This is a genomic window from Shewanella halotolerans (genome assembly GCF_019457535.1).
GTDB classification, from domain to species: domain Bacteria; phylum Pseudomonadota; class Gammaproteobacteria; order Enterobacterales; family Shewanellaceae; genus Shewanella; species Shewanella halotolerans.
This window is the reverse complement of the sequence record NZ_CP080417.1, coordinates 1,840,957-1,867,158: the sequence shown is the minus strand read 5'-3', so window position 1 is coordinate 1,867,158 and position 26,202 is coordinate 1,840,957. Positions and strand designations below refer to the sequence as shown.

General features: G+C 52.6%; 23 protein-coding genes and 2 rRNA genes. 9 read left to right on the top strand and 16 right to left on the bottom strand.

What is annotated here, in order from left to right; all coding sequences use genetic code 11:
- Nucleotides 1-2: 2 nt before the first annotated feature.
- From secD to K0H81_RS07990, 5 genes are all read right to left on the bottom strand, one after another.
- Nucleotides 3-1,853: a protein translocase subunit SecD gene (gene secD, locus K0H81_RS08010; protein WP_220060492.1), complete on the bottom strand. Its 1,851-nt coding sequence runs from the start codon at nucleotides 1,851-1,853 to the stop codon at nucleotides 3-5.
- Nucleotides 1,854-1,892: 39 nt separating this feature from the next.
- Nucleotides 1,893-2,225 carry a preprotein translocase subunit YajC gene (gene yajC / locus K0H81_RS08005; RefSeq protein ID WP_041406650.1) on the bottom strand — a complete coding sequence of 111 codons (333 nt, stop codon included), beginning with the start codon at nucleotides 2,223-2,225 and terminating at the stop codon, nucleotides 1,893-1,895.
- A gap of 27 nt (nucleotides 2,226-2,252) precedes the next feature.
- Nucleotides 2,253-3,377, bottom strand: a complete 1,125-nt coding sequence (gene tgt, locus K0H81_RS08000; protein ID WP_011866134.1) for a tRNA guanosine(34) transglycosylase Tgt — start codon at nucleotides 3,375-3,377, stop codon at nucleotides 2,253-2,255.
- Between the two features lie 168 nt (nucleotides 3,378-3,545).
- Complete coding sequence (gene queA / locus K0H81_RS07995) at nucleotides 3,546-4,583, bottom strand: tRNA preQ1(34) S-adenosylmethionine ribosyltransferase-isomerase QueA (RefSeq protein WP_220060491.1); 1,038 nt, start codon at nucleotides 4,581-4,583, stop codon at nucleotides 3,546-3,548.
- Between the two features lie 71 nt (nucleotides 4,584-4,654).
- On the bottom strand, nucleotides 4,655-4,813 hold the full coding sequence (locus K0H81_RS07990; RefSeq protein WP_220060912.1) for a hypothetical protein: 159 nt from the start codon (nucleotides 4,811-4,813) through the stop codon (nucleotides 4,655-4,657).
- Between the two features lie 179 nt (nucleotides 4,814-4,992).
- Between K0H81_RS07990 and K0H81_RS07985 the strand changes: the two genes are divergently transcribed.
- Together K0H81_RS07985 and K0H81_RS07980 are read left to right on the top strand one after the other, a co-directional pair.
- A complete protein-coding gene (locus K0H81_RS07985; RefSeq protein WP_220060490.1) occupies nucleotides 4,993-5,586 on the top strand; it encodes an acyl carrier protein phosphodiesterase in 594 nt (197 codons plus the stop codon).
- 33 nt (nucleotides 5,587-5,619) lie between these two features.
- Nucleotides 5,620-6,153: a protein disulfide oxidoreductase gene (locus K0H81_RS07980; RefSeq protein ID WP_258406420.1), complete on the top strand. Its 534-nt coding sequence runs from the start codon at nucleotides 5,620-5,622 to the stop codon at nucleotides 6,151-6,153.
- Nucleotides 6,154-6,235: 82 nt separating this feature from the next.
- Here K0H81_RS07980 and K0H81_RS07975 read toward each other — a convergent pair whose 3' ends face one another.
- Nucleotides 6,236-7,588: a sigma-54-dependent transcriptional regulator gene (locus tag K0H81_RS07975; protein WP_186300683.1), complete on the bottom strand. Its 1,353-nt coding sequence runs from the start codon at nucleotides 7,586-7,588 to the stop codon at nucleotides 6,236-6,238.
- Nucleotides 7,588-9,222 carry a sensor histidine kinase gene (locus K0H81_RS07970; protein ID WP_220060489.1) on the bottom strand — a complete coding sequence of 545 codons (1,635 nt, stop codon included), beginning with the start codon at nucleotides 9,220-9,222 and terminating at the stop codon, nucleotides 7,588-7,590. The genes K0H81_RS07975 and K0H81_RS07970 overlap by 1 nt, the downstream gene beginning before the upstream one ends.
- Before the next feature lie 337 nt (nucleotides 9,223-9,559).
- On the opposite strand from K0H81_RS07970, the gene K0H81_RS07965 reads away from it, so the two are divergent.
- Nucleotides 9,560-10,336 carry a hypothetical protein gene (locus K0H81_RS07965; protein ID WP_220060488.1) on the top strand — a complete coding sequence of 259 codons (777 nt, stop codon included), beginning with the start codon at nucleotides 9,560-9,562 and terminating at the stop codon, nucleotides 10,334-10,336.
- Nucleotides 10,337-10,432: 96 nt separating this feature from the next.
- Nucleotides 10,433-10,768 (top strand): hypothetical protein, encoded by a 336-nt coding sequence (locus K0H81_RS07960; protein ID WP_220060487.1) that lies wholly within the window; start codon nucleotides 10,433-10,435, stop codon nucleotides 10,766-10,768.
- Nucleotides 10,769-10,828: 60 nt separating this feature from the next.
- Here K0H81_RS07960 and K0H81_RS07955 read toward each other — a convergent pair whose 3' ends face one another.
- The 3 genes from K0H81_RS07955 to K0H81_RS07945 are packed head-to-tail and all read right to left on the bottom strand — an operon-like array spanning nucleotide 10,829 to nucleotide 13,922.
- Complete coding sequence (locus tag K0H81_RS07955; RefSeq protein WP_220060486.1) at nucleotides 10,829-12,343, bottom strand: PhnE/PtxC family ABC transporter permease; 1,515 nt, start codon at nucleotides 12,341-12,343, stop codon at nucleotides 10,829-10,831.
- A gap of 54 nt (nucleotides 12,344-12,397) precedes the next feature.
- On the bottom strand, nucleotides 12,398-13,063 hold the full coding sequence (locus K0H81_RS07950) for an ATP-binding cassette domain-containing protein (protein WP_220060485.1): 666 nt from the start codon (nucleotides 13,061-13,063) through the stop codon (nucleotides 12,398-12,400).
- Between the two features lie 4 nt (nucleotides 13,064-13,067).
- Complete coding sequence (locus K0H81_RS07945; protein ID WP_220060484.1) at nucleotides 13,068-13,922, bottom strand: putative selenate ABC transporter substrate-binding protein; 855 nt, start codon at nucleotides 13,920-13,922, stop codon at nucleotides 13,068-13,070.
- Nucleotides 13,923-14,161: 239 nt separating this feature from the next.
- Between K0H81_RS07945 and K0H81_RS07940 the strand changes: the two genes are divergently transcribed.
- Nucleotides 14,162-14,836 carry a response regulator gene (locus K0H81_RS07940; protein ID WP_011866145.1) on the top strand — a complete coding sequence of 225 codons (675 nt, stop codon included), beginning with the start codon at nucleotides 14,162-14,164 and terminating at the stop codon, nucleotides 14,834-14,836.
- Entirely contained in the window at nucleotides 14,827-16,176 is a 1,350-nt protein-coding gene (locus tag K0H81_RS07935; RefSeq protein WP_220060483.1) for an ATP-binding protein, read from the top strand. Before K0H81_RS07940 ends, K0H81_RS07935 begins: the two co-directional genes overlap by 10 nt.
- Here the strand turns inward: K0H81_RS07935 and K0H81_RS07930 are convergent.
- Nucleotides 16,173-16,868: a 2OG-Fe(II) oxygenase gene (locus tag K0H81_RS07930; protein ID WP_220060482.1), complete on the bottom strand. Its 696-nt coding sequence runs from the start codon at nucleotides 16,866-16,868 to the stop codon at nucleotides 16,173-16,175. The genes K0H81_RS07935 and K0H81_RS07930 overlap by 4 nt on opposite strands.
- Before the next feature lie 120 nt (nucleotides 16,869-16,988).
- Here K0H81_RS07930 and K0H81_RS07925 point away from each other — a divergent pair, with 120 nt between their 5' ends.
- Nucleotides 16,989-18,254 carry a cyclic di-GMP phosphodiesterase gene (locus K0H81_RS07925; RefSeq protein WP_220060481.1) on the top strand — a complete coding sequence of 422 codons (1,266 nt, stop codon included), beginning with the start codon at nucleotides 16,989-16,991 and terminating at the stop codon, nucleotides 18,252-18,254.
- 89 nt (nucleotides 18,255-18,343) lie between these two features.
- Complete coding sequence (locus tag K0H81_RS07920; protein ID WP_220060480.1) at nucleotides 18,344-18,652, top strand: DUF3135 domain-containing protein; 309 nt, start codon at nucleotides 18,344-18,346, stop codon at nucleotides 18,650-18,652.
- Between the two features lie 73 nt (nucleotides 18,653-18,725).
- Here K0H81_RS07920 and corA read toward each other — a convergent pair whose 3' ends face one another.
- Complete coding sequence (gene corA / locus K0H81_RS07915) at nucleotides 18,726-19,673, bottom strand: magnesium/cobalt transporter CorA (RefSeq protein ID WP_144204376.1); 948 nt, start codon at nucleotides 19,671-19,673, stop codon at nucleotides 18,726-18,728.
- 161 nt (nucleotides 19,674-19,834) lie between these two features.
- Nucleotides 19,835-20,203 carry a hypothetical protein gene (locus K0H81_RS07910; RefSeq protein WP_220060479.1) on the bottom strand — a complete coding sequence of 123 codons (369 nt, stop codon included), beginning with the start codon at nucleotides 20,201-20,203 and terminating at the stop codon, nucleotides 19,835-19,837.
- Between the two features lie 164 nt (nucleotides 20,204-20,367).
- Between K0H81_RS07910 and K0H81_RS07905 the strand changes: the two genes are divergently transcribed.
- On the top strand, nucleotides 20,368-21,123 hold the full coding sequence (locus K0H81_RS07905; RefSeq protein WP_220060478.1) for a DUF2057 domain-containing protein: 756 nt from the start codon (nucleotides 20,368-20,370) through the stop codon (nucleotides 21,121-21,123).
- A 103-nt stretch (nucleotides 21,124-21,226) separates the two neighbouring features.
- On the opposite strand, the gene K0H81_RS07900 is transcribed toward K0H81_RS07905, so the two are convergent.
- From K0H81_RS07900 to K0H81_RS07890, 3 genes are all read right to left on the bottom strand, one after another.
- Nucleotides 21,227-22,150: a patatin-like phospholipase family protein gene (locus tag K0H81_RS07900; protein ID WP_258406419.1), complete on the bottom strand. Its 924-nt coding sequence runs from the start codon at nucleotides 22,148-22,150 to the stop codon at nucleotides 21,227-21,229.
- Nucleotides 22,151-22,871: 721 nt separating this feature from the next.
- A 5S ribosomal RNA gene (gene rrf, locus K0H81_RS07895) occupies nucleotides 22,872-22,987 on the bottom strand.
- A gap of 292 nt (nucleotides 22,988-23,279) precedes the next feature.
- Nucleotides 23,280-26,172: ribosomal RNA gene (locus tag K0H81_RS07890) — 23S ribosomal RNA — on the bottom strand.
- Nucleotides 26,173-26,202 lie beyond the last annotated feature (30 nt).

Here is a 26,202-nt window from a genome sequence, read left to right as displayed (position 1 = left end):
CCTTAAATAGACAGTTTCTTCACGCGCTTACCGCCCCAGATAGCGTTAACTATCGAGCGAGTACCCACGATGGCGGTGAACATAGAGGTCGCGATACCTATCATCAGGGTCACGGCGAAGCCTTTCACGGCGCCTGTACCCACGGCGAATAGGATCAAGGCCGTCATAAAGGTAGTGATGTTGGCATCGGCAATGGTTGAGAACGCGTTGCCATAACCTTCATGGATCGCCTGCTGTACGCTGCGTCCGGCACGTAACTCTTCACGAATACGCTCGTAAATCAGTACGTTACCGTCAACCGCCATACCGACTGTCAATACCATACCTGCAATACCCGGCAGGGTCAGCACGGCCCCAGGGATCATAGACATGACACCTACTACCATCACCAGGTTAGCCGTCAGTGCCAGGTTAGCGATAAGGCCAAAGCCACGGTAGTAGACCAGCATAAAGATCAACACGACCGCCATACCCCAGATCATCGCCTGCAGACCGTTGTCGATGTTCTCGGCCCCCAGGCTAGGACCAATGGTGCGTTCTTCGACAATAGAGACAGGTGCAATCAAGGCACCGGCACGTAGCAATAGCGCAAGGTTTTGCGCTTCAGAGTGGTCAAGACCGGTAATAACGAAGTTACGGCCCAGGCGCGCCTGGATGGTCGCAACCGAAATCACCTCTTCGATCTTATCCATCTTCACGCTGCCGTCAGGGTTCTTGGCACCGTTATCCTTATACTCGATGAACAGGGTCGCCATCGGCTTACCGATGTTGTCCTTGGTCACGTTGGAGAAGATAGAACCACCCTTAGAATCCAGGTTGATAGACACCTGAGGACGGCTGTACTCATCAAAACTTGGCTGTGCGCCCTGAATATGGTCACCGGTGAGCATCACCTCTTTATGCAGGGCCACTTTACCGCCTTGGCGGCGATCGTAGATCTGCGAACCTGGTGATACGCGACCGGCTGCAATCGCCGCCGCATCGGCCTTCTCGTCTACCATGTGGAACTCGATAGACGCGGTAGCACCCAGGATATCCTTGGCACGGGCTGTGTCTTGAACACCCGGAAGTTCGACGATGATGCGCTCCGCGCCCTGGCGCTGAACCACTGGCTCGGCAACACCCAACTCGTTTACACGATTACGCAAGGTGGTGATGTTCTGCTGCAGTGCTTCCTCTTTAACTTGCTTGAGGTAGATCTCGCTCATGTTCGCCAGGAGCATGAAATCGCTACCAGACGACGCATCGACGAACACCATCTCGTTAGTGCGGCTCTTGAGGAATCGTTCTGCCTTAGCTAAATTCTCGGCATCACGAAACTTGATCTCAATCCCTTTAGGGGTATTGCGAATACCCGCATAACGAATTTTTTCACCACGAAGATCAGTTCTGAAATCGGCAATTTTCGCCTCGGTCATCTTGCGGATCGCCTCGCTCATGTCCACTTCCATCAGGAAGTGCACACCACCGCGAAGGTCCAGACCCAGCTTCATCGGACTACCACCCATAGACTCCAGCCACTGAGGCGTAGCCGGTGCCAGGTTAAGTGCCACGATATATTTGTCGCCGAGTACCTCGGCAATTGCTTCTTTCGCCAGCAGCTGCTGGTCCGCATCGGCAACACGTACCAATAGCTGACCGTTTTCCAACTCTGAACGCTTTACCGCGATGCCTTTCGCCGACAGGATGTCAGTGACTTCACTCTGAGTAGAAGCATTAACTTCCGCGCCACGTGTGGCCACGACTTGCACCGCGTGATCTTCACCAAATAAATTTGGTATTGCGTAGAAGGCACCGACGGCGATGATCAACGCCACCATCAGGTTCTTCCACATTGGGTATTTATTTAACACACCATCGCCCTCTTGGCTTAAAGTGACTTAACTTTCAACTTAAAGTGACTTAATAGACCCTTTAGGCAAAACAGCCGCTATGTAATCCTTCTTGATTGTGATTTCTGAGGTTTCGTTGATCGTCAGCAACACATAATCGTTGTCATCGCTGATCTTAGCGATCTTACCCAAGATCCCACCACTGGTGAGCACTTCATCACCCTTGCTCAACGAGCTCATCAGGTTCTTATGTTCTTTTACGCGCTTAGATTGCGGACGGAAAATCATGAAGTAAAAGATCAGACCGAAAATGACCAGCATGAAAACCAGTTCCATGGTACCACCCGCACCACCTACTGGCGCATCGGCTGCGTATGCATTTGAAATGAACATATTTCTCTCTTCTTATTAGCAGTAAAATTAATCGGATAACTTAGGAACTTCGCGACCTTGACTGGTATAGAACTCCTCAACAAAGGCGTCTAATGTACCTGTCTCGATAGCGCCACGCAAACCTTCCATCAACATTTGGTAGTAACGCAAGTTGTGAATGGTGTTTAAACGTGCTCCTAAAATTTCATTACAACGATCTAAATGGTACAGATACGCCCGTGAGTAGTTCTTACAGGTGTAGCAGTCACACTTAGCATCGAGCGGTGAAGTATCATCACGATGACGCGCATTGCGGATCTTGATAACGCCTTCACTGGTAAACAGGTGGCCGTTGCGCGCGTTACGAGTCGGCATGACGCAATCGAACATGTCGACACCTCTACGTACCCCCTCAACGAGATCCTCCGGTTTACCTACCCCCATCAAGTAACGCGGCTTATCGGCCGGGATCTGTGGGCAGACATGCTCCAGAATACGATGCATATCTTCCTTTGGCTCCCCAACCGCCAAACCGCCGACGGCATAACCGTCGTATCCTATCTCTAACAAGCCTTTAAGGCTCTCATCACGCAGGTCTTCATACACACTGCCCTGAATGATCCCGAACAGGGAGTTAGGGTTCTCCAGACGGTCGAACTCATCGCGTGAACGCTGTGCCCAACGCAGCGACATCTGCATCGATTTACGTGCCTCGTCATGGGTCGCCGGGTATGGCGTACATTCGTCGAAGATCATCACCACATCTGAGCCGAGCGAGTATTGGATCTGCATCGACTTTTCCGCGTCCATGAAGATCTTCTCGCCGTTGATTGGCGAGCGGAAATGTACGCCCTCTTCGGTGATCTTACGAATGTCACCCAAGCTAAAAACCTGGAATCCGCCTGAATCGGTTAAGATAGGACGCTGCCAGTTCATGAAGTCATGCAGATCGCCATGCTTACGCATGATCTCTTCGCCAGGACGTAACCAAAGGTGAAAGGTGTTCCCCAGCAGAATGTCGGCGCCTGTGGCACGCACTTCTTCTGGCGTCATCCCTTTAACCGTACCGTAGGTGCCCACTGGCATGAATGCCGGCGTCTCTACCGTACCGCGTTCGAACACTAAGCGACCGCGACGCGCGCGACCATCGGTTGTATCTAATTCAAATTTCATTTTTAACCTCGCCAGAGAAACAGTCTGACTCTCTTCGTGCCATTAAAACAGACACAGCTGAACAATAGAGATAAGGGCAAACAACTCAGTATCAACCCTTATCAATAAAAATCTCTAAAAAAATACCCACCTCAAGTGTGGGTGGGTATTTTAAAGCAAAATCATCGCTTAGATCGCTTTTTTAGTCACAAACATGGCATCGCCATAGCTGAAAAAGCGGTATTTTTGCGCAATCGCATGCTGATAGGCGTTTTTCACCTCATCGAAGCCAGCGAAGGCACTGATCAACATAATAAGGGTCGATTCCGGCAGATGGAAGTTAGTCACCATGGCATCGACAACCTGAAACTCATAACCAGGGTAGATAAAGATGTCGGTATCGCTGCTATAGGCCTGTAGCTCACCTTCGCTGGCCTTGGCCGCACTCTCTAATGAGCGCACCGAGGTGGTGCCCACGGCGATGACGCGATTACCGGCCGCCTTAGCGGCCTTAATACTATCGACCACATCCTGAGGCACCTCGGCCCACTCTGAGTGCATCTTATGATCTAAGATGCTGTCGACCCTAACCGGCTGGAAGGTGCCCGCGCCCACATGCAGGGTCACAAAGGCAACATTTACCCCTTTCTCTTGCAGCGCGGCAAGCAGAGCATCGTCAAAGTGCAGGCCCGCCGTCGGCGCGGCCACTGCGCCAGGGTTCTGGTTGTAGACTGTCTGATAGCGCTCCTTATCGGCATCCTCGTCGGGACGGTCGATATAGGGCGGCAGTGGCATATGGCCAACCTCTTCGAGCACCTCGAGTATGGTGGACTCGCTGTTGAGCTCAAGCTCAAACAGGGTGTCGTGACGGGCTAGCATGGTCATCTCATAGCCGCCATCTAAGCAGATGATGGTGCCGGGCTTAGGTGACTTGGAGCTGCGCACATGGGCCAGAATTCGCTTGTCGTCCAGCATACGCTCGACCAAGATCTCCAGCTTGCCACCGGTTTGCTTTTGACCGAAGACGCGCGCCGGGATCACTCGGGTGTTGTTGAACACCATGAGATCGCCAGGGTTAACCATCTCCAGAATATCGGTAAATTGCTTGTCCGCCACCGCGCCGCTATTACCATCGAGTGTCAATAGTCGGGACGCCGTGCGATTAGGCATGGGGTAACGGGCGATCAACTCATCGGGAAGATCGAAAGAAAAGTCGGCAACGCGCATAGTCTGTCTCTGCTTAGCATAAATCGGCCGCTAGTCTATTGGCTGATGATGATAAGATCAAGACACACAGCTTAGCTGGCCTTCTTCTCCTTGTCGGTCACGACAATATTGGTCTGTAGATCTAAGCTGGCTTTTCGATAACTGTGTTGTTCGAAGGGGATATCGACCTCGACCCGCCGCCGTCGAGAGGAAGATTTTTTGCCTAGGCGTTTCATTAACCAGTTCCACATCATCCATGATCCTTTAAACCGATAATTAATATGAGGAGTCATAGGTGCACATCCTGTCGATCCCAATACCTAAGCGAGCAGTCGGTTAAAGATAACGTCGCGTAGAATAAAGGTTTCATCGCACCTGTTGGCATGATAACGTGAAAAGCGTGATTAAACAAAGCAATTAACTTTATCTAATGAACTTTTTGGCTCATCTGCACCTGGCAGATAACAGTAAAACCGATCTTGCCGCCAATCTTGCCGGTGATTTTGCCAAGGGCAATATCGCCGACCATCCCAAGGCCCTACAACAGGGGATCTGGCTGCACCGGCAGATAGACTCGCTAACCGATAGCCATGAGCTCACCAAGGAGCTCAAGGCCGCCTTCCCCAAGACGCTGCAGCGCGCCGCGCCAATACTGATCGATCTGGCCTTTGACCATATGCTGGCCAAATATTGGGAAGAGTATCATCACCTGTCCCTGTCCGACTTTGCCCAGCAGGCCTATCTAGCGCTCAGCAGCGCCGAGCAGCTGCCGGTCAATCTGAGCGATCTCATCATCCGCATGCGCCAGGAAAACTGGCTTATCGCCTATGAAAGCCGTGAAGGGTTGAATCAAACCATCAAGGCGGTGAGCAAAAGGGTCTCTAAGCCGGAAATTTTCGATGGCGCCATCGACACGGTTAAGCGGATGGATACAGAGATAGAGATAGCCTTTCGCACCTTCTATCCTCAGCTGATGGCCTACAGCCGCATCTGGACCCGCCAGACGCCGCCCGAGTTTCTCTAGCCAGTGAGGCGCTAAACCTAAGGGGTCAATTCTGTGTCATCGACCTTCAAAAGCCTGGCAAGCAAGCTAATGCCGTTGGTTAAGCCTAGGCGCAAGCGGTATCGCTATCTCAGAGATGCGGCTTTAATGGCGCTACTTGCCATTGCCCTGCTCAGCTATCAGCAGCGCAACATGATCTCAGGCGAGGCCCCGCTCCTGAGTGGCTTCACCACCCGAGATCAACCCATTGCACTTGAGCAGGGGCAAGTTACCCTGGTCTATTTCTGGGGCACCTGGTGCCCGGTCTGCCGCGTTACCTCGCCCATGGTCAATAGCGTGGCCGAACAGCACAAGGTGATCAGCATAGCCGTTGCCTCGGGCACAGATGATGAGATCAACCAATTTATGACGGAGCACGACTATCAGTTTGACGTCATCGGTGATGAGGAGATGCTGCACCAAGCCTGGGGCGCAAGCGTTTTCCCCGCCATCTACATCGTCGACACGCAAGGGCAAGTTCGTTTTAAGACCTCTGGCGCCACCAGCAGCTGGGGCATGAGACTCAGGCTGTTGCTCGCGGCCTGGTGAGCTATCGCTTTAATTGACATAGACGCTATCAATAGCCTCCTAGAGCGACAGCAGGCCGCTAATGCGACAACATACCGATAGTCTAGACCAGCTGATATTTCTCCAGGCGATAGAGAAAGGCCTTATAGCTCAGGCCTAAACACTTAGCCGCCTTGGTGCGATTGCCTTCGAAACGGTCCAGGGCCTGACGCAGGCAATCCTTCTCGAAACTCTCCCACTCGATACCCGCCTCGGGCAAGACAAAACGCCTGGTATCCAGCGGCTGCGGCGCGGCGCCGAGTTCCTGCACCATCTCCTCTTCATCGCCGAGTAACACGAAACGTTCGATGCGATTCGCCAGCTCGCGCACGTTACCCGGCCAGCTATGGTCTAGCAGCGACTTTAAGGTATCCCGGCTTAACTTGGGCACCTCCATGCCATATTGATTGGCGTGAAGTTTAAGAAAGTGCTCCACCAGTCGGCCGATATCCTCGGGTCGCTCCCGGAGCGCCGGCATATGGATAGGCACCACATTGAGGCGGTAATAGAGATCCTCACGAAAACGCCCCTCGGCCACCTCCTGTTGCAGGTCCCTATGGGTCGCAGCAATCACCCTGACATCCAGCTTGATCTCGCTGTTCTGCCCGAGACGGGATATCACCCCCTCTTGCAAGAAACGCAGCAGCTTGGTCTGTTGCAGCAGGGGCAGTTCGCCTATCTCATCGAGAAAAACTGTCCCGCCATCGGCGGCCTCCAGTTTACCTATCTTCTGGGTATTGGCCCCCGTGTAAGCCCCCTTCTCGGCGCCGAACAGCTCCGCCTCGGCCAGAGACTCTGGGATAGCGCCGCAGTTGATAGCGACGAAGGGCTTATGGCTACGGCCCGACAGCTGGTAAAGCGCTCGCGCCGCCAGCTCCTTGCCCGTGCCACTCTCGCCGCCAATCAGCACGGTCGCATCTGTGGCGCTCACCCGCTGTACCCTCTGATACACCTTCTGCATCAAGGCGGAGCGCCCCACCAGCCCCACCAGCTCCTGCTGCTGAGACAGTTCGGAAGAGAGACGACGGTTCTGCCGTTTAAGGGCGATAGATTTGGCCACCTTTTCGATGGCCAACAGCAGACTCTGGCGCTGATAGGGCTTGGCCAGATAGTCATCTGCCCCCGCCTGCATGGCATCCACCGCGTGGGTGATGGTGCCGTAGGCGGTGGCGATGATAAAGCCCATATCGGGATGTTCGCGGCGCACATAATTAAGCAGATCCATCCCAGTCAACTGTCCCAGCTTCCAGTCGGAAAACACCAGATCCGGTGCCGATGCCTTAATCATCACAATCGCCTGCTCGACGCTGTCGGCACTCTCCACCAAATACTGGTTGGCCGTCAACATCTGTACGATCAATGCTCTCTGATCAGGCTCATCCTCAACCACCAAAATATGCAACTTAGGCTGCTCCATCATACTTCCTCAGTCTGGGGCTTATCTTCTTGCTGTGTTTTATTACTATCGGGCTTCGCGAAATAAAGAGTCACCAGAGTGCCGCCACCGGGATTATCATCGAAGGTGATGCGTCCACCATAATGCCCTTGAATCAAACGCTCGGCGATATAGATCCCCATGCCGGTACCTTCCGCCTTGGTCGTCACATGGGGCTGGGCCAGCTTATCACGCACCTCAGGGCTGATCCCCTTGCCGGTATCGGCCACCACTAAGGTATAACTCTCATCATCTTCCGCCAGGGTCAGATCGATACGGCCTGTGTCCGGGGTGGCCTCCACCGCGTTAATCATCACGGCATGCAAGATGCTGCGGATCTCCGACTCGGCGCCCTGCACCTGAACCCCTTGATCCTCACAGTGAAAGGCGATGCTGGGCTTGCTGCCGTTGATCGACAGCTCCAGCAAGATATCCTGCACCGTAGCTGCCAGTGGCACCCATGATTGGCGATTCACCTGGGTGCTCGACAGCGTCAGCAGAGATTGAATGCTCTTATCCATCATGGCGATCTTCTGCTGCATCTGGCTAAGCAGCTTGTTTGCATCCTCTATCGATTCTGACTGAGCGACCGCCTCAGACAAGAGCCCCAGGGTGTGCAGCGGATTACGCAGGCTATGAGCGATCCCCCGAGTCACCTCACCCAGTTCGGCCAGCTGCTTCTGCTGCGCCATCTGCTTCTTCTGCTCGCTTAGGGAGGCGAGCTGACTGCTCATCTTATTAAAGCCGTTGAGGATACTCTTTAATTCTTTGACCCCACGCTCATCCACCTGATAACCAAGCTCCCCCTGCCCCAACTTCTTGTGCCCCTTCGCCAGAGCCGATAGCGGCGCGCTGATCACATGGCTGAGCATATAGACCAGTAAGAGGCCCGCCAGTGAGCTCATCAGAATCGCCCCTATCATGGACTCGCTGAAACGCTCTAGCTGCTCGTTGGTCTCCTGATTAGGCAGGTCGATATCATGGGCAAATTCCACCGCAACCTTACCCTTCTCCGGCGTGGTGGGCGAGATAGGCGCGTCTATGATGGCCACGTTACCCTTGTCGAGCCAGCTGTTGGTGTCTATCTCAATCTGGCTCACGGCGTCATGCAGGCGCCTGCGATACTCATCGGCGGCCTCGCGCTTGGCCTCGGCAATACTGGCTCTCTGACGGTGCTTAAGCTCCCTCTCGTAGGACATCATGGCGTTGAGATGATCCCTAAGCTCCTGCTGCTTGGCCGCCAGCTTGGCGCGAAAGAAGGCTTTCTGCTCGGCGGAGGCATTGTCCGTCTCCATCTCCATGCGCACCACCTCTTCGCTGAGCTGGGCAATCGCCTGGGAGACAGATTCGATATCCTGCTCAAACTCCTGCCTGAGCGCCTCGGCATCTTGGATAGACTCCTGCAGGGCCTGCTCATCAAACTGCACCACAAACTCTTGCTCTGTGCCGACGTTGTCGATCAGCACCTTCACCAGGTTTTGCGACAGATCCCGCGAGCGCTCACTCAGCTCGCTCTGCAACTGCGCCTTATAGAAATGGGACACCAGCAGCTGGCTGCCCCCCAATATCAAGATGAGCGCGCCAAATAGCACAAACAGATAACCTTTAATCGACATAGAGCCCTCTAGTTTCGATAACAATGCCGCGTCGGCGCTTGAGAAGATTAGTAATAGAGCGCCCGCCTCTCAGGTTATACAAAAACAGTACCAAGATAAAACCCCTTGTGGATCACCCTATTAACCGCCGGGTGTCTATAGCCATGCCCAGACTAAGCCATGAGTTTCCCCATATCGGGAAATCCATGTCCCATATGGGGGTGAGTCCCCTGGGGCGACAGGCGAGTTTTTACGACAGCTGTTTGCGAATGCCTTATCCAGTCTGAGTTTCGCTAGTTTGGCACGCCTCTAGCTACACATAGGGAAATCATAATTCATCACTATGGAAGGAAACATCATGAAACTCAATAAACTCACTTCGCTTATCGCCTGCTCTGCGCTACTGTCATTTACCCTGACGGCGGCGCCTACCGACGTGCGTCAAATCGATTTTAATGACAAGCAACTCAAGGCCAACTTGATTCAAGATGGTGACAAGGACACTAAGTTGACCCTAGACCTTGAAGGTAAACAGCACCACTACAGCTTCAGCGATGATGAGATAAAAGATGAGAAGCTCATCAGGCAAAAGCTCGCCAAACTGCCTAAAGAGACCCAAGATAAGATGGTTCGCCTGCTCAAGCAGATCGACGGTGACGAATCTCACTACCATTATCTGCGCCACAGTGAGCTATCTGAGACCGACAAGACCAGAATGGACGCGCTCACCAAGAAGATGGCCAAGAAAGAGGCCGAATTAGCCAAGCACATCGCCAAGATAGAAGTTAAAGTTGCGGCCAAAAGTGCTGAAATGGAGGCCAAAAGAGCCGAAATGGAACGTAAAGCTGCAGAGCTCGAGGCTAAAGCCCGTGAATTTGAGGTGATTATCGATACGCAAGATGGCGAATTTAATAAGAACATTGAGCTGTTATCGGACGATATCGCCGAGATCGCCACCGAGATAGCGGAGATCGAAATGAAATACCACGGCGATGGCGAGCACGAGTTTGTGGTGATAAGAGGCGACGACGAGGCCGATGTGGGGCAGCTGATCCAGCTTATCGAAACTGGCAAGCTGAGCGATGCCCAAAGGCGCAAACTTCAACAGGCGCTAAACAATGATGATCGCAAATAAATGAAATTGTGAACAATGCGATAGAATGCGCCGCAGCCCCAAGGTAATCTGCCATCAAGATGTTTACTCTCACTCCAACAACTTGAGGCAATTATCATGTGGTGGCGCATTCTCATCATCTTTCTCGCTTTTGCACTACTCGGCGCCCACTTTATGCGCTTCGGCCAGACACTGATCAGCGCGGCCTTCATCGTGGCGCCACTACTGTTACTCATTCGCCACGTGGCCATCACCCGCACCCTACAGCTGGTGCTTATCTTAAGCGCCATCTTCGTCTGGGGCCTGAGCGGCCTGGATTATGTGCAGATGCGCATCTCAATGGACGCCCCTTGGCTAAGACTCGCCATCATAATGTCGGCGGTGACCCTGTTTACCCTGCTGGCATCATTTTGCTGCCAAGGCGTGCAGCGCCTGAGACAGGCTAGGCCCTAGACTCTCATTTTATAATCATTCACTAACGAGTCATTCGCGAACTTGTCTTTCGCAAAAAAGTTAGACCACGCAAGATACCTGGCCGACTGCCATCCCTTGATTCAGGCGCTTGGCCAGCATTCGCCGCGCCAGGCTATCGACTAGCACGTTGAGTAACGCGGTAACGATAAGCAGATAAAAGGCGTTGTTGTAGCGTATCTCGCTAAAGGCGCTATCGATATAGAAACCTAGGGTCATCACCCCCAGCACGCCGAAGATGGCAGTTTCCCGCAGTATCACCTCGAAACGATAGAAGAGCAGCGACATCAGGTTGGGATAGATGCGCGGCAACACCTCATAGCCATAGTGATCGCTGCGACGCTGATACAGGGCACTGGGTTTGACCAGGCTATCCTGGCTCGTCAGCAGGTAGGCGATCAGGGCGCCGTTGTGCAGCCCCAATGCCAAGATGGCGGGCAACATGGAGGGGCCACAGAGCATCATGAAGATGAAAGCCAGAATATACTCTGGCATGGAGCGCATGATCAGTAGTAAAAGCTGCCCTATAGGCATAGAAAATTTGCCGCGGCTATGCATGCTGGCAAAACGATGGCCAAGCAGTGCCAGCAGATGGGTCAAGCCAAGCGCGCTCACCGCCAGCACTAAAGTGGCGCCCACGCCGGGCAAGGCCTGCTCCAGCGTCAAGCGCTGCCACCAGCTGGCAAATCGTGATAGTCCCTGTGCAAACTCTTGCTGCCCATGGATCACCTCACGGATCCCAGGAGGCAGGATATCTACCGTTAAGAACTGCCAGACCAGCTGCAAATCGACGCCGGTCAGCTTAGGCAGGGTAAACAGCGCCGCCATTAGATAGAGCGGCAACAGACGCCTGCGTGACCAGAGCGGGATAGTGCCAATCAGGACCACAAAGAGGATGAGCAGCGCCGCCCCCTCATGATACTTACCCTGACGAAAGGCAGTCTCTAAGTAGAAACCCAGGGTCGGCATGCCGATGAAGCCCAGCACGGCGCTGCTGCGCAGGGCACACTCGAACCGGTAGCGCACATAGGCCAGCATCAAAGGCAGCACATGGCCAAGCTTTCCGTAGAAGTAAGCACTCAGCCTGTCGCAACCGAATGGCAAGGTGTCATTGGTGCTACTCGGCGCCTGCTGCAGTATGTCATGAAATACCCTGGCGAAGGTGGCGCCATAGGGTAAGGCGATCGCCAGCACACCCGTTACCGGCGACAGGCCAAAGACTTGCAGAAAGAGCAGCGCCCAGAAGATCTCATGGATCCCCCGCACCATGGCGCAGATCCCAGCCACCCAGGGCGAGCGATAAATCAGTGCCAAGGGGGAGCCGAGCAGCAGGCCGAAGCTCACCCCGAGCAGGGCGAAGCTCACCGTCTGCCACAGAGCATTGACCAGCGACTCGGTGGCGAAGAAATCTGGTGTCAGCAGCCCCTGCCCCATGCGCAGCAGTTCCCCCCAGGGATCCAGGCTGATGATCTCAATATCGACAAACAGCAGACTGATCCCCACCAGCAACCAGAGGCCCAATGTCAGTCGCTGCCAGGGCCCGACAAAGTTAAACATCTAAGTTAAGCATCTGAGTTAAACATCTGAGTTAAACATCTAATTGTACACACCCTAGCTCGCCGCCATCTGGTCATCGAAGAAGCAAGCCAGCTGCTCACCATCGAGTTGACTCGTCGGCTTATCGAGCACCAATTTGCCCTCGCTAAGGCCTATGATGCGATCGAAGTGACTCAAAGCAAGGTCGCTGTCATGCAGCACCATGACCACGGTTTCGTGACGGGCCTTGACCAAACTCAGCAGGCGCTGGGCCATCACGGGATCCAAGGCGGAAAACGACTCGTCGCCGATGAAACTAAGTTTTTGCTGATAGAGCGCCCGCGCCAGGGCAACCCGCTGGCGCTGGCCGCCAGAGAGCGAAGAGACAGGCTTTTGCAGCGGCGCCTCAAGGTAGAGCTCGGCGCACAGCTTGGCCACCTCTTCACGCCTTGCCGCCAATGGCCAGGCGAGATTCAACAGGTTATAGGCAAAGGAGTGCCTGGCCAGTGCGCCCATATAGACGTTATGGAACACGCTCAGGGCATCGACCAAACCTTGGGATTGACTGCATAGGGCGGCGTCTTGCTTAAGCTGCTCGTAGATATAGCTCAGCAGCGTCGACTTACCCGCCCCAGAGGGCCCGACTATGGCTAAAGACTCTCCCCGCTTAATCGACAAGTTAAGATCGTCGATGACCCGAGTCTCACGATAACTCAGGGAGAGTGATTCGATGTGGAGCATAGAATTAATCTAGCAGGCCGATCGCCGTGGCCACAGATTCGATAGGCTCGTAATCTGCGTTGTCTGCCTCAACAAACGACTGACGTGGGAAGCTGGCCAGCAGATCCGGATCTTTCATCTCCAGTAGCGCCTTGGTCAGCTTCTCGGTAAAGCCTTCGCCGAAACGTTGATCGGCATCGGCACGTACCGTCCACTGATAGTCAGGATAGGCTGGAGTTTCCCAGATCACCTTCACCTTATTGGTATCGACTGTGCCATTGGCTACGGCGGTTTCCCACACCTTGTAGTTCACCGCGCCTACCTGATAGGCACCGGCCTCAACTTGGGCAATAGTACGGCTATGGTCGCCAGAGAAACCGATACGGGTAAAGATATCTTTCACCTGCTTGCCCATGTTGCGCTCGATGTAAAATTGCGGCATCAGGCGACCCGAGGTCGACCCTTTCGAGCCGAAGGTGAAGGTATAACCGTTCAGGTTCGGGAAGTTGGTCGACATCTCCAGTGGTACCGAGGTGTTAGCGATAAAGAAGCTCTTAAAGTATTGATCTTCATAGCCCTGGGCAATCGCTTGTGAGCCAGGTACCAGTCGTCTCGCCTGCACGCCTGAGAGGCCACCAAACCAGGCCAGCTGCACCTGATTGTTACGAAACGCAGTAACGGCTGCCGAGTAGGATTTGACCGGCACATAGTTCACCTTAACGCCCAGCTCTGTCTCCAAGTACTTAGCCACCTTATTAAAACGCGTCTTTAGCTGACTCTCGTTTTCATCAGGGATGGCGGTAAAGGTAAAGGTTTCGGCTAACGTCGCCGGCACAAACAAACAGGTAAAGATTAAGGGTAGAATTTTAGCGAAGGACATATCCAAGCCTAAATGAGTAAGAAACTTACCGGATTCTAACCATTTGACAGGCAAATTAACAGGCGGAACATGGCCTTATTGCTCACAAAAATCTAACAACTAAACTTTGTTTTAAGATGAGTCAGTCCCTGTTAAGCTAATCCATTATAAATTAATGTTTTATAAAACGTCCTTCGCTTGGTTAACAAATCCCCTATCGGGTCACCGAGCGAGCACATAATTAAACATAGGCAAAGCATATGAGAATTTTGGTCGTTGAAGATGATCCCCTACTGTCCCACCACCTCAAGGTACAACTGAGTGAGTTGGGCAACCAGGTTCAAGTCGCCCAAACTGCCAAAGAAGGCTTCTATCAGGCAACTAACTATCCCATAGACATTGCCATCATAGACCTTGGCCTGCCGGATCAAGACGGGATCTCGCTGATCCAGTCTCTGCGCAAGGCCGAACTCAAGGCGCCTATTCTTATCCTCACCGCCCGGGTCAACTGGCAGGATAAGGTCGAGGGGCTCAACGCCGGCGCCGACGACTATCTGGTGAAACCCTTCCAGAAAGAGGAGCTGGTCGCCAGGCTCGACGCCTTGGTGCGTCGCAGTGCGGGCTTCGTCAAGCCGCAGATCACCAGCGGACCGTTAGAGCTGGACTTGGCCGCCAAACAGGTCACCCTGGATCAGAGCCCTATGGAAGTGACCGCGTTCGAATATCAGATCCTCGAATACCTGATGCGCCACTGTCACGAAGTAGTGGCCAAACAGCGACTGCTGGATGTGATCTATGGCGATAAGGAAGGCGATCCCAACACTATTGAAGTAATGGTGAGCCGTCTGCGCAAGAAACTGACCAAGGGCGGACTGGAAAACCCCATCGCCACCATTCGCGGTCAGGGCTACAAGTTTAATCTGCCATGCAAATAAGGTTTAAACCCAAACAGCGTCTGCTCACGCGGATGTTTCTCACCTCGCTCTCCATCATCGCCTTGGTGGGCTTCGGCCTCGCCTGGCTGGTCAACCTATTGTACGCCCAGAATAGCTACAACGAAGAGACCGCCGAGCTTATCGCCGAGATCCCCAAGGTGGCCGCCGAGCTGCGGGAGCACGACCTGATCCCCGAGACCTCAGAATGGCTGGACGAGAACAACACCCCGGAAAAATATATCATCGCCAGCTGCAACGAGGATTTCAAACAGGTGTGGACCTCCTCCCTGGCCGTTGATCGCGGTCTGTTCGACACCTGCGAGCGCTTCAACGAGATACGCTTCGACTCGCCGCCCTACTACCTCAACCTCGCCGACAGTAAAAACTACTTCGTCTACCTGCTCTCGGTGGAGATCGCCAAGCAAAAATACAACCTGCTGGTGATGAAAGACGCGCAGAAGCTGGAGAAGGAGTTCGACAAGTTCAGTCGCCGTACCTACTGGCGCCTGGGCATGATCTTGGCCTTGGCCCTGGTGCTATTGATCAGTGCCGGCTACTGGGGAATGCGCCCCTTGGTGCGTATGCGTAATGAGCTGCACCAGGTCAGCAGCGGCAAGGCCAAGGCGCTCTCCGAAGATTACCCTGTGGAGCTCGAAGGGGTCACCCAGGCCCTCAACCAACTGCTGGTGCAATCCAGTGCCCAGCAGGAGCGCTATCAGAACGCGATGAACGATCTTGCCCACAGCCTGAAGACGCGTCTGGCGGCGGTGCACGCCATCACGGATGACCAGACCCTGAGCAAGTCCGGGGCCAGCGAGAAGATCATGGAACAGGTCAGTCAGATGGATCAGTTGGTCAAGTATCAGCTCAAGCGTGCCATGCTCGGCCGTAAGGGCCTCAAGCAGGAGCAGACCCTGGTCGCGCCGCTGATCGACCAGCTATCGCAGATGCTGTTTAAGGTCTACCGTGACAAGCAGATCCAATTTAGCGCCGATATCCCCGATGATCAGGTGTTCCCTGGTGACAAAGGCGATCTGATGGAGCTGTGTGGTAACCTGATGGAGAACGCCTTCAAGCTGTGTATTAGTAAGGTAGCGGTCACCGCCCGTTACAGCGATAACAGCGAGTTTGTCTTGATCGTGGAGGATGACGGCCCGGGGGTACCCGAGGCCATACGTCAAAGGATCATAGAGCGCGGCGTTCGCGCCGACACTCAAAAGGCTGGCCAAGGCATAGGGCTTGCCGTCTGTAACGAAATCGTCTCCAGCTACAACGGCAGCCTCAGCATAGATACCTCATCCCTCGAGGGAGCGAGGTTCACCATCAAGATCCCGCTTTAACCCACAGGGGCGTATAGCTTCTCGGCGCGGTTAAACATCACCCAGGAGGTGGCGATATACTTGTCGCCACTGATGGGCATATTGCCCCTGTGGCTATGGGTGAAGCCAGCGGGGGCGATCACCATGGTGCCCTTCTTCGGCTTGATCTTACGCTGCTGATAGAAGAACTCGGTTTCACCGCCCTCTTCCACATCGTTCAGATAAAACATATAAAGCACGACCCTGTGCAGCGCCTCGTTGTGTCCCATCTGCGGAAACTGCTCCGAGTGCCAATGGGGGTAGCCCCCCTTACCCTGCTTGTAATGTTGAATATTAATGGTGCCGCTGCGATACAGGTATTGCACCAAAGGCTGTACCCTGTGTCTTCCCAGGGTATCGAAGTTGTCCGGGGTCAGTGTCTGTGGCTTACCCTGTTCGTCCGCCAGAGTGACCGCCACCGCCCCCATCAACCCCAGGGCATATTTTTCAAAATATTGCGCGCTGTGTTTTAGCGTATAATTAAGGAGTTCGTTTCTCAGTGGCAGTAACTCCTGAAAGTTATCCATGGTTATGTCACGGCTAATTTTCTTTTCCAGGTCAACACCATGACCCGTAATACCATCAATGACACCAGGATGTGTGTTGACGGTCTCGATGAGACGATCGCACAGTTCATCTGGGATGGCATTGGGGTAGACTTCGATGAAATCCATGTACAACTCGCTAAATTAGACAAATTTGTGATGCAACTATGCTGACACATAGCTTAAGTAATTGTAAAGCCAGCTGGTTCAGATAAAATAACGCGCAACTTAAGGCAAACGTAAAGACACATGAGCAGAAGCTGTAAGGTAAACACAAACCAACTACAAGTGGGCAATTTTGTTAGATTACCTGTCTCCTGGAAAGACCATCCCTTTCTATTTAATTCCTTTAGACTCAAGCAAGAAGCTCAGATCGAACTGATCAAAAAACTCGGCATCGAGTATGTGTTTGTCGACCTGGATAAGAGCTCAGCGCCGCCGCTGGGCAAAGAAGATGCCTACGATGCCCCAAGCTTTAGAGATGACGGCGACCTGACCAAGCTCAGTCAGCAGATGAATCAAAACAAGCAGGAGCGTATCGAGCACCTCAAGAAACTCAAGCGCGATCTTAAGAAAACCGAGCAGGAATTTGACCGCTCCGTCGCCATGATGCGCAACCTGATCGCCAAGCTGAGAAATCGCCCGCTTAATGCCATTTCCGACGCCAAGGAGCTGATCAACAGCATCACCGAAGAGCTGCTTAACTCCGACAACCTGGTACTGCACCTAATGAGCGACGCCAAAGACAGCGACGGGATCTACTATCATTCTCTCAACGTTGCGGTGCTCTCAATGATGATCGCCAAGGAACTGGACTGGCCAAGAGAAGATATCGAGGCGGTCGGCATGGGCGCCCTGTTTCACGATACGGGTAAGCTCAAGATCCCGCCTCAGCTGCTTCGTAAGAAGACCCCTCTCACCCAGCCCGAGCTAAACTTCATCCGGCAACACCCCGCCATGGGGATAGAACTATTGAAGCTGGCCAATAACTTCCCCGAAGATGCGGCGCCAATCGTCAGAGATCATCATGAGTTTCTCGATGGCAGCGGCTATCCCAGAGGCTTGAAGGCGGAACAGATCAGCCTACCGACCCAACTGGTCGCCGCGGTCAACCTCTACGATCAGCTCTGTCACCCAGAGGGGCAAGTTAAGGCTCGAACCCCCTATGCGGCACTGGGCTACCTGTATAAGAACTACAAGGAGCGGCTAAATCAGGAGGCTATTGGTAAGCTCATCAAGATGCTCGGCGTCTATCCGCCAGGCAGTGTGGTGGAGCTATCCAGCGGGCAATATGCCATGGTGATGGCGGTAAACCTAGAGAAGATCCTCTTCCCAAGGATCTTGGTATACGACGCACTGGTGCCGAAAGAGCAGGCGCCTATCGTGGATCTGGAGAGCGAAGGGCTTAGTATCGTCAGGTGTATCGCCCCCTCGGCCCTGCCGGAGAAGATCTTCAAATACCTGAGCCCCAGAGAGCGGGTTAGCTATTTCTTCGGTGGCGATAAGAAGGCGTAAAGCGCACCTGACTGTCTTTCTCCGCAGGCCAGACTAAAATTAGAGTACTGGCCTTGCATTATGGCGTTTATGCGCTAAGGGGAAAGAGTATGGTAGAGCTACCCGATTTCGACAGCCTGAAATGGCTAGCGCAGCATGCGCCGCAGCAACTGGCCACCCTGCAGAAAAACCTCAATAAGGCATTAATCAGCGAGGCCCATGCCAACAACCGCGCCCAGTTAGAAACCATTCATCATCATCTCGAGTTTAAGCTGTCGCGCTGCACCACGCCCTACGCCCGCAGCTATATGGCGCTGCGACTGATGAATGACAAGTTCATCACCTTAAATCAGGTGATCAATCAACCCGACCTTTACACAGAAAACAGAGCCAAGGTGCTCTGTTATCCAGGTAAATAGCTCACGCCTTAAGAAGTGCGTTTGGCTGCCAGCCAAAGCTTTAAGCCAGGCCGGTACCAAGCTCAGGCTGATATTAGAGCCAGCCTTTACGCTTGAAGAAGAAATAGGTCGAGGCCGCGCTGCCAATCATCATCATGATCGCCATAGGATAACCCCACTGCCACTCGAGCTCTGGCATGTTGGCGAAGTTCATCCCGTAGGCGCTGGCAATCACGGTCGGAGGCAGGAAGATCACCGCCGCAACCGAGAAGATCTTGATGATCTTGTTTTGTTGTAGCCCACTGAAACCCATGGCCGCATCGAGCAGGAAGTTCAACTTATCGAAGATGAACTGACTGTGGGGCATCAGAGATTCGATATCCGATAACATCTCCCGCAGATCTTTCAGATCTTCCTCGGTCAGCTTGCCGCGATAATAACGCTGCATGTAACGCAGGGACCGCTGGGTATCGAGCAAACTCAGACGGATCTTACCGTTGGAGTCTTCCTGCAAGGTGATCAGCTTAAACACATCGTCGAGTTCACTGCTCTCAAACACCTGCTCACCCACACTATCCAGCACGGAATAAACATCTTCGATAAGATCCGAGAGGTAATCCACCTTAAGGTTGAACAGCTCCAGGAACAGCGCCTGTGGCGTCTGTACCTCTAAGCGGCCTAAACGCAGATAGTTACGCAGTAAGCGGATCAGCCCCACATCATCTTCCCTCAGGGTCACCAGAAACTGTGGACGCAGGTTGAAGGAGACGTTCACCCCTTTAACATCTTGTCCGACACGCTGGGGGAACAATGAGTTGATGTGCAGACCATCCTTGTTTTGATAGAAACGCGCCGAGGCCTCAATTTCGTTAATATCTTCCTCGTCCGGTAGCTCCTCTACCGAATAGCCCCTCAGCCATTCACGTTCGTCATCTTCAGGTTTGTAGAGATCCAGCCATAAGGTACCCTCGGGAACACTGTCTCGAATATTCAACTCGACAATGGATAACTTATTCGCTTGAAAGACATAAGCCGTGATCATAGGACCTCCTGAAAAAGACACTCAGATGAAAACGCACCACATCCAAGCGCAGGGTATAAATTGGCGTTATTCTACCGAATAACGCGCCATTGAACAGCCTAATTGACTGCTAATGAAGGGAATATAACCAAAATAAAAATGAAGCGGTGTTAAAAACCAGCCTACCTCATATTCGGCGGGGTATCGGCTATCACAATTCGTTCTTGGGTCGACAAGCGAACCTTGAGGCCATCGACTGTGGTGAAGGCATCGCTCTGTAACTCGCGTTTACGTACCTGGTAGACCTCTTTCGAGGCCGATGCCGGCGAGATAATGGTAACATACACCAGCTGATTGCCCTCTTGCCAGGACCAATACCAGTAGCCACCACTCCCCAGCAGTGCCAGGGCGGCGATACCAAAGGCAAGGTATTTAAACACGATTCGCTGACCCAACTGACTGGCCGTCGGTTGGCTGACCACCTTAGGTCGTCGAAGATAGGCGATCGCCGCGGCAATCACTAACAGAGTCACTAAAATTTTAGTTAACACGCTAAGCTCCTGGAATTAATCCCCACCATTATAGAGTCTTAGCAAGCAAATTACTGTAACCCATCCCCCATGATGCTCAAAAAGCCCAATGGCCGCTTGTAAAGTTGTCCAACTGGGCCACGAGGTGCTATAACACAGATAAATTATTCTTTTCCCGGTTTACCATGAAATCTTTAATCCATTGCCTATTCTTGATCCCACTCTTTTTTGTACAAGCGCACGCCGAAGTTACCATCACTCTGCCAGATAGCGCAGAACCACTACTGCTTAACGGTAAGGATATCACTAGCCATCAGCTGATCTCGCAAAATGGCCCACAGCAGCTGGTCTTTAATGCCCGCGCCAACTACCGCGAATTTGGCCAACAGAAGCGCTTCGTCTCAGAAACCCTTATCGTCACCTTCTATGGCGAAAACAATCACTATCGCGTCAGCCTACCTAAGATCAGCTCACCTAAATCGGCAGAGAAATTTAACGACGTCCCTCAAATTGGTCTCACGGATACCCAGGGCAATAAGGTCGCTTACAAGATAGATAAGTTGCTAAAGGATGGCATTCAGATAGGCCGCGATTACAGCGAAGAGATAAAGGCCTACAACATGGGCCAAGGCGTTGCAGCCATAGCGATCAATCAGCCTGTCCAGATGGCGCCTAGCACCTCAAGCAGTGCCTCTGGCAGTACCTCAAGTAGCGCAGCAAGTCCTGCGGCGACCTCTGCTGCCATGGCTGCGCAGCCTGTTGGCCAGCCATCTAGTCAACCAAGCACTCAACCTGTAACTCAAACAGGCACTTCACGCCGCGATCAGATCAATGTCGGCCAGATGCTGGACTTCTGGTATGAACAAGCGGATGAAGCCACCAGAGAAGCCTTTAAAAAGCGTATAGGACTCATCGAACAGGCTCAGCAAGACGGGCACTAAGCCAGCCAGTTAGATTCTCTCGGTAACGATAGGCGCCATGACTTTCAGTGAAACAGCTTTGGGTGAAACAGCTTTAAGTGGAATAGCTTTAGCCAGCATAACGTTATGCGGCACGCTTCAAAGTGGAAAGAGCATCCTGTTTCAGGAACTTAAATCCCGCCTGCCGCCCGAGTCGATAATCCCTATCCAGCTCAGCCGTCGAACTGCCGAGTAACTTGCTCGCCAGTGCGCGGCGGGGAAACAGCTGAATGATCTCAACCCCCTCAGGTGGATTGTCGATAAAGGAAAGTGAGCGCTTATATTCGGCTTCATGATGCAGATAATACTCAATCGCCCTCGGACAGCGATTCGAGCTACAGATCCAAGACTTGAGACGATTCACCCAAGGGGTATAAGCCTGGTATTCCTCGGGCATGGTACGGATCACCACTATCTTAGTCGCCCCGCGCCGATAGGCCTCCTCTACCGGCAGCGGCGCCGACAGGCCGCCATCGACATAAAAACTGTCCTCTAAAGGCACACCTTGGCGATAAAGAAACGGCAGCGCGCTCGACGCCTTGAGTAACTCAAGCCAGTTCTGCTTATTGGGCTGACGAAATATCGCCTGATAGTTAGAACCATTGGTCATGCTAAAAAGCAGCCGGCGATGAGTCATTGCCCGCATCCCGGCAGACAGGTCCAAGCCTAAGGACTCGCCTTGCACCTGATTAAAGTACCAATCGAGATCCACAGTGCTCTTCCCGGCAAGACCGCGACTCACCTTTACAAATTGCGGATCGCGGGACAAGCCCTTAATCGCCTGCTTGGCAAAGCCAATCTGCCCCGTGAGATAACTCGAGAGATTCTGAGCACCAGCGGAGGTACCGATAAGCAGCGCAAAAGGGTTATACCCCCTCTCAAGCCAGGCATCTAACACGCCGGCGGTAAATATCCCGCGCTGCCCACCACCTTCGGCGATCAGCGCCGTGTTGGCCTGTACAGGCGTAATTACTCGCGCAATCTGACTGTCCTCTCCCTTAGGTGTCAAGGATGGCCCCAGCAGAGAAAGCAAGCCGGTAGAATCAGTAACTAGAGAGCCAGTGTTAGAAACACCTGCATTAGGAAAGCCAGTATTAAGAGAATGCATCACAGATATAGTGCCCAGTTAGCCATTAGCTTCATACCCTAAATCTAAATCCCCCTAGCTCCCCTGTATAATTGAATGATCAAATCGCGCAGATAGAAAACATCTATTAACGCCCAAGTAAGCTCAAAGTAACTTATCCAAGCCTCTCAAATAGAGGCGTAAGACATCTGCTAATTCAGTGCTTAATTAACGGATGGAGATAAACTGCTAGGTCGAGGCCAGCAAAAGAAATGGCATACGCAGAAGGCCTCACACATGGGGGCGTAAGACATCCGATTAGAACTGAACAGAGGGAATCAACATTCCAGTTACTTTGTCAAAAGCAAAAGAACGGTAGCAGCTGAAAATGACCTACTCGGTTCGCGTAGCGAACACATGGGGGTGAAAGTGAGGCGCTATAAATACGCAGTATTTAGCCTCACTTGAACGCGGAGAAGCTATGCTTCGTAGCCGGAGACCCCGCTCAGCGGTGGGGCGACGTCGGGAGTAGGCATTCATGCCTACATAAGTGAATAAGCCACCTGACTTTAATTAAGGTGGTTCGAAAGGGTACCCAATAAATTCATAAACCCCAAACGCAAAAAAGCCACCTTATTCAGGTGGCTTCTTCACTTAATTAGGCGCCTGGAAATGACCTACTCTCACATGGGGAGACCCCACACTACCATCGGCGCGATTGCGTTTCACTTCTGAGTTCGGGATGGGATCAGGTGGGACCACAATGCTATGGTTTCCAGACAAATTCTTACTGGTTAATTCTTCGTCTGACGGCATTGTTTCCTCGCTACAGTGCTCATGTACTCTAGTACACTGTGCGCTTCGCTTCGTTACGGCTTTGTCAGCCAAACAATTACCTGCGTAATTAACCAAAACAGTAAATTTAGAAAGCTGCTTGAGTTCGCACTTTAATCAAGTACTTTGTATTCTTTTGATTCAGTAACCATTATTACGACCTCCATGGATGGAGGAAGTGCCAAGAAATGATTGGACTCATTTCCGGTACTTTGCAGTAAAAACCCTTTTGGGTTGTATGGTTAAGCCTCACGAGTCATTAGTACAGGTTAGCTCAACGCCTCACAACGCTTACACACCCTGCCTATCAACGTCCTAGTCTCGGACGGCTCTTTAGAGACCTTAAAGGTCTAGGGATGACTCATCTTAGGGCTCGCTTCCCGCTTAGATGCTTTCAGCGGTTATCGATTCCGAACGTAGCTACCGGGCAATGCCATTGGCATGACAACCCGAACACCAGCGGTTCGTCCACTCCGGTCCTCTCGTACTAGGAGCAGCTCCCTTCAATCATCCAACGCCCACGGCAGATAGGGACCGAACTGTCTCACGACGTTCTGAACCCAGCTCGCGTACCACTTTAAATGGCGAACAGCCATACCCTTGGGACCGACTTCAGCCCCAGGATGTGATGAGCCGACATCGAGGTGCCAAACACCGCCGTCGATATGAACTCTTGGGCGGTATCAGCCTGTTATCCCCGGAGTACCTTTTATCCGTTGAGCGATGGCCCTTCCATTCAGAACCACCGGATCACTATGACCTGCTTTCGCACCTGCTCGACGTGTATGTCTCGCAGTTAAGCTGGCTTATGCCATTGCACTAACCGTACGATGTCCGACCGTACTTAGCCAACCTTCGTGCTCCTCCGTTACTCTTTGGGAGGAGACCGCCCCAGTCAAACTACCCACCAGGCACTGTCCTCAACCCCGATTCAGGGGCCAGAGTTAGAACATCAACACTACAAGGGTGGTATTTCAAGGATGACTCCACGAGAACTGGCGTTCCCGCTTCAAAGTCTCCCACCTATCCTACACATGTAGGGTCAATGTTCAGTGCCAAGCTATAGTAAAGGTTCACGGGGTCTTTCCGTCTAGCCGCGGGTATACGGCATCTTCACCGCAATTTCAACTTCACTGAGTCTCGGCTGGAGACAGCGTGGCCATCATTACGCCATTCGTGCAGGTCGGAACTTACCCGACAAGGAATTTCGCTACCTTAGGACCGTTATAGTTACGGCCGCCGTTTACCGGGGCTTCGATCATGAGCTTCTCCGAAGATAACCCAATCAATTAACCTTCCGGCACCGGGCAGGCGTCACACCGTATACTTCCTCTTGCGAGTTTGCACAGTGCTGTGTTTTTGATAAACAGTTGCAGCCACCTGGTATCTGCGACTCCCGTCAGCTTAGAGAGCAAGTCTCATCACCAACAGGAGCGTACCTTCTCCCGAAGTTACGGTACCATTTTGCCTAGTTCCTTCAGCCGAGTTCTCTCAAGCGCCTTGGTATTCTCTACCCGACCACCTGTGTCGGTTTGGGGTACGATTCCTACTAACCTGAAGCTTAGAAGATTTTCCTGGAAGCATGGCATCAACTACTTCATCACCGTAGTGACTCGTCATCAACTCTCAGTATTAGGTACCCGGATTTGCCTAAGTACCCTACCTACAGCCTTAAACGCGGACAACCAACGCCGCGCTAGCCTAGCCTTCTCCGTCTCTCCATCGCAGTTAGCAGAAGTACGGGAATATTAACCCGTTTCCCATCGACTACGCCTTTCGGCCTCGCCTTAGGGGTCGACTCACCCTGCCCCGATTAACGTTGGACAGGAACCCTTGGTCTTTCGGCGAGGAGGTTTTTCACCCCCTTTATCGTTACTCATGTCAGCATTCGCACTTCTGATACCTCCAGCGTGGGTTACCCCTTCACCTTCAACGGCTTACAGAACGCTCCTCTACCGCACTAGCGCAAGCGCTAGTACCCATAGCTTCGGTGTATTGCTTAGCCCCGTTATATCTTCCGCGCAGGCCGACTCGACTAGTGAGCTATTACGCTTTCTTTAAATGATGGCTGCTTCTAAGCCAACATCCTAGCTGTCTAAGCCTTCCCACATCGTTTCCCACTTAGCAATAACTTTGGGACCTTAGCTGATGGTCTGGGTTGTTTCCCTTTTCACGACGGACGTTAGCACCCGCCGTGTGTCTCCCGAGTAGTACTCATTGGTATTCGGAGTTTGCAAAGGGTTGGTAAGTCGGGATGACCCCCTAGCCTTAACAGTGCTCTACCCCCAATGGTATTCGCTCGAGGCGCTACCTAAATAGCTTTCGAGGAGAACCAGATATCTCCCGGTTTGATTGGCCTTTCACCCCCAGCCACAAGTCATCACCGCATTTTTCAACATACGTGTGTTCGGTCCTCCAGTTGATGTTACTCAACCTTCAACCTGCCCATGGCTAGATCACCGGGTTTCGGGTCTACACCTTGCAACTAAACGCGCAGTTAACACTCGGTTTCCCTACGGCTCCGCTATTCGCTTAACCTCGCTACAAAATGTAAGTCGCTGACCCATTATACAAAAGGTACGCAGTCACGGTCTCAAGAACCGCTCCCACTGCTTGTACGTATACGGTTTCAGGTTCTATTTCACTCCCCTCACAGGGGTTCTTTTCGCCTTTCCCTCACGGTACTGGTTCACTATCGGTCAGTCAGGAGTATTTAGCCTTGGAGGATGGTCCCCCCATATTCGAACAAGATATCACGTGTCCCGTCCTACTCGTTTTCACCTAAAGTTAGTTTTCATGTACGGGGCTATCACCCTGTATCGCTGTGCTTTCCAACACATTCCACTAACACCCTCTAGGCTTAAGGGCTAATCCCCGTTCGCTCGCCGCTACTAGGGGAATCTCGGTTGATTTCTTTTCCTAAGGGTACTTAGATGTTTCAGTTCCCCTCGTTCGCCTCATTAAGCTATGTATTCACTTAATGATGACACCTTATGGTGCCGGGTTTCCCCATTCGGACATCGTTAGCTCAAATGCTTGTTACTAGCTCGCCAACGCTTTTCGCAAGTTACTACGTCCTTCATCGCCTCTGACTGCCAAGGCATCCACCGTATACGCTTAGTCACTTAACCATACAACCCAAATGAGTTTCATCTGAGTCG

Coding starts and splice junctions, on each gene's coding strand:
- yajC (WP_041406650.1), bottom strand. CDS start 2,225: ATGTTCATTTCAAATGCATACGCAGCCGATGCGCCAGTAGGTGGTGCG.
- tgt (WP_011866134.1), bottom strand. CDS start 3,377: ATGAAATTTGAATTAGATACAACCGATGGTCGCGCGCGTCGCGGTCGC.
- queA (WP_220060491.1), bottom strand. CDS start 4,583: ATGCGCGTTGCCGACTTTTCTTTCGATCTTCCCGATGAGTTGATCGCC.
- K0H81_RS07990 (WP_220060912.1), bottom strand. CDS start 4,813: ATGTGGAACTGGTTAATGAAACGCCTAGGCAAAAAATCTTCCTCTCGA.
- K0H81_RS07985 (WP_220060490.1), top strand. CDS start 4,993: ATGAACTTTTTGGCTCATCTGCACCTGGCAGATAACAGTAAAACCGAT.
- K0H81_RS07975 (WP_186300683.1), bottom strand. CDS start 7,588: ATGGAGCAGCCTAAGTTGCATATTTTGGTGGTTGAGGATGAGCCTGAT.
- K0H81_RS07970 (WP_220060489.1), bottom strand. CDS start 9,222: ATGTCGATTAAAGGTTATCTGTTTGTGCTATTTGGCGCGCTCATCTTG.
- K0H81_RS07965 (WP_220060488.1), top strand. CDS start 9,560: ATGAAACTCAATAAACTCACTTCGCTTATCGCCTGCTCTGCGCTACTG.
- K0H81_RS07960 (WP_220060487.1), top strand. CDS start 10,433: ATGTGGTGGCGCATTCTCATCATCTTTCTCGCTTTTGCACTACTCGGC.
- K0H81_RS07955 (WP_220060486.1), bottom strand. CDS start 12,343: ATGTTTAACTTTGTCGGGCCCTGGCAGCGACTGACATTGGGCCTCTGG.
- K0H81_RS07950 (WP_220060485.1), bottom strand. CDS start 13,063: ATGCTCCACATCGAATCACTCTCCCTGAGTTATCGTGAGACTCGGGTC.
- K0H81_RS07945 (WP_220060484.1), bottom strand. CDS start 13,922: ATGTCCTTCGCTAAAATTCTACCCTTAATCTTTACCTGTTTGTTTGTG.
- K0H81_RS07940 (WP_011866145.1), top strand. CDS start 14,162: ATGAGAATTTTGGTCGTTGAAGATGATCCCCTACTGTCCCACCACCTC.
- K0H81_RS07935 (WP_220060483.1), top strand. CDS start 14,827: ATGCAAATAAGGTTTAAACCCAAACAGCGTCTGCTCACGCGGATGTTT.
- K0H81_RS07930 (WP_220060482.1), bottom strand. CDS start 16,868: ATGGATTTCATCGAAGTCTACCCCAATGCCATCCCAGATGAACTGTGC.
- K0H81_RS07925 (WP_220060481.1), top strand. CDS start 16,989: ATGAGCAGAAGCTGTAAGGTAAACACAAACCAACTACAAGTGGGCAAT.
- K0H81_RS07920 (WP_220060480.1), top strand. CDS start 18,344: ATGGTAGAGCTACCCGATTTCGACAGCCTGAAATGGCTAGCGCAGCAT.
- corA (WP_144204376.1), bottom strand. CDS start 19,673: ATGATCACGGCTTATGTCTTTCAAGCGAATAAGTTATCCATTGTCGAG.
- K0H81_RS07905 (WP_220060478.1), top strand. CDS start 20,368: ATGAAATCTTTAATCCATTGCCTATTCTTGATCCCACTCTTTTTTGTA.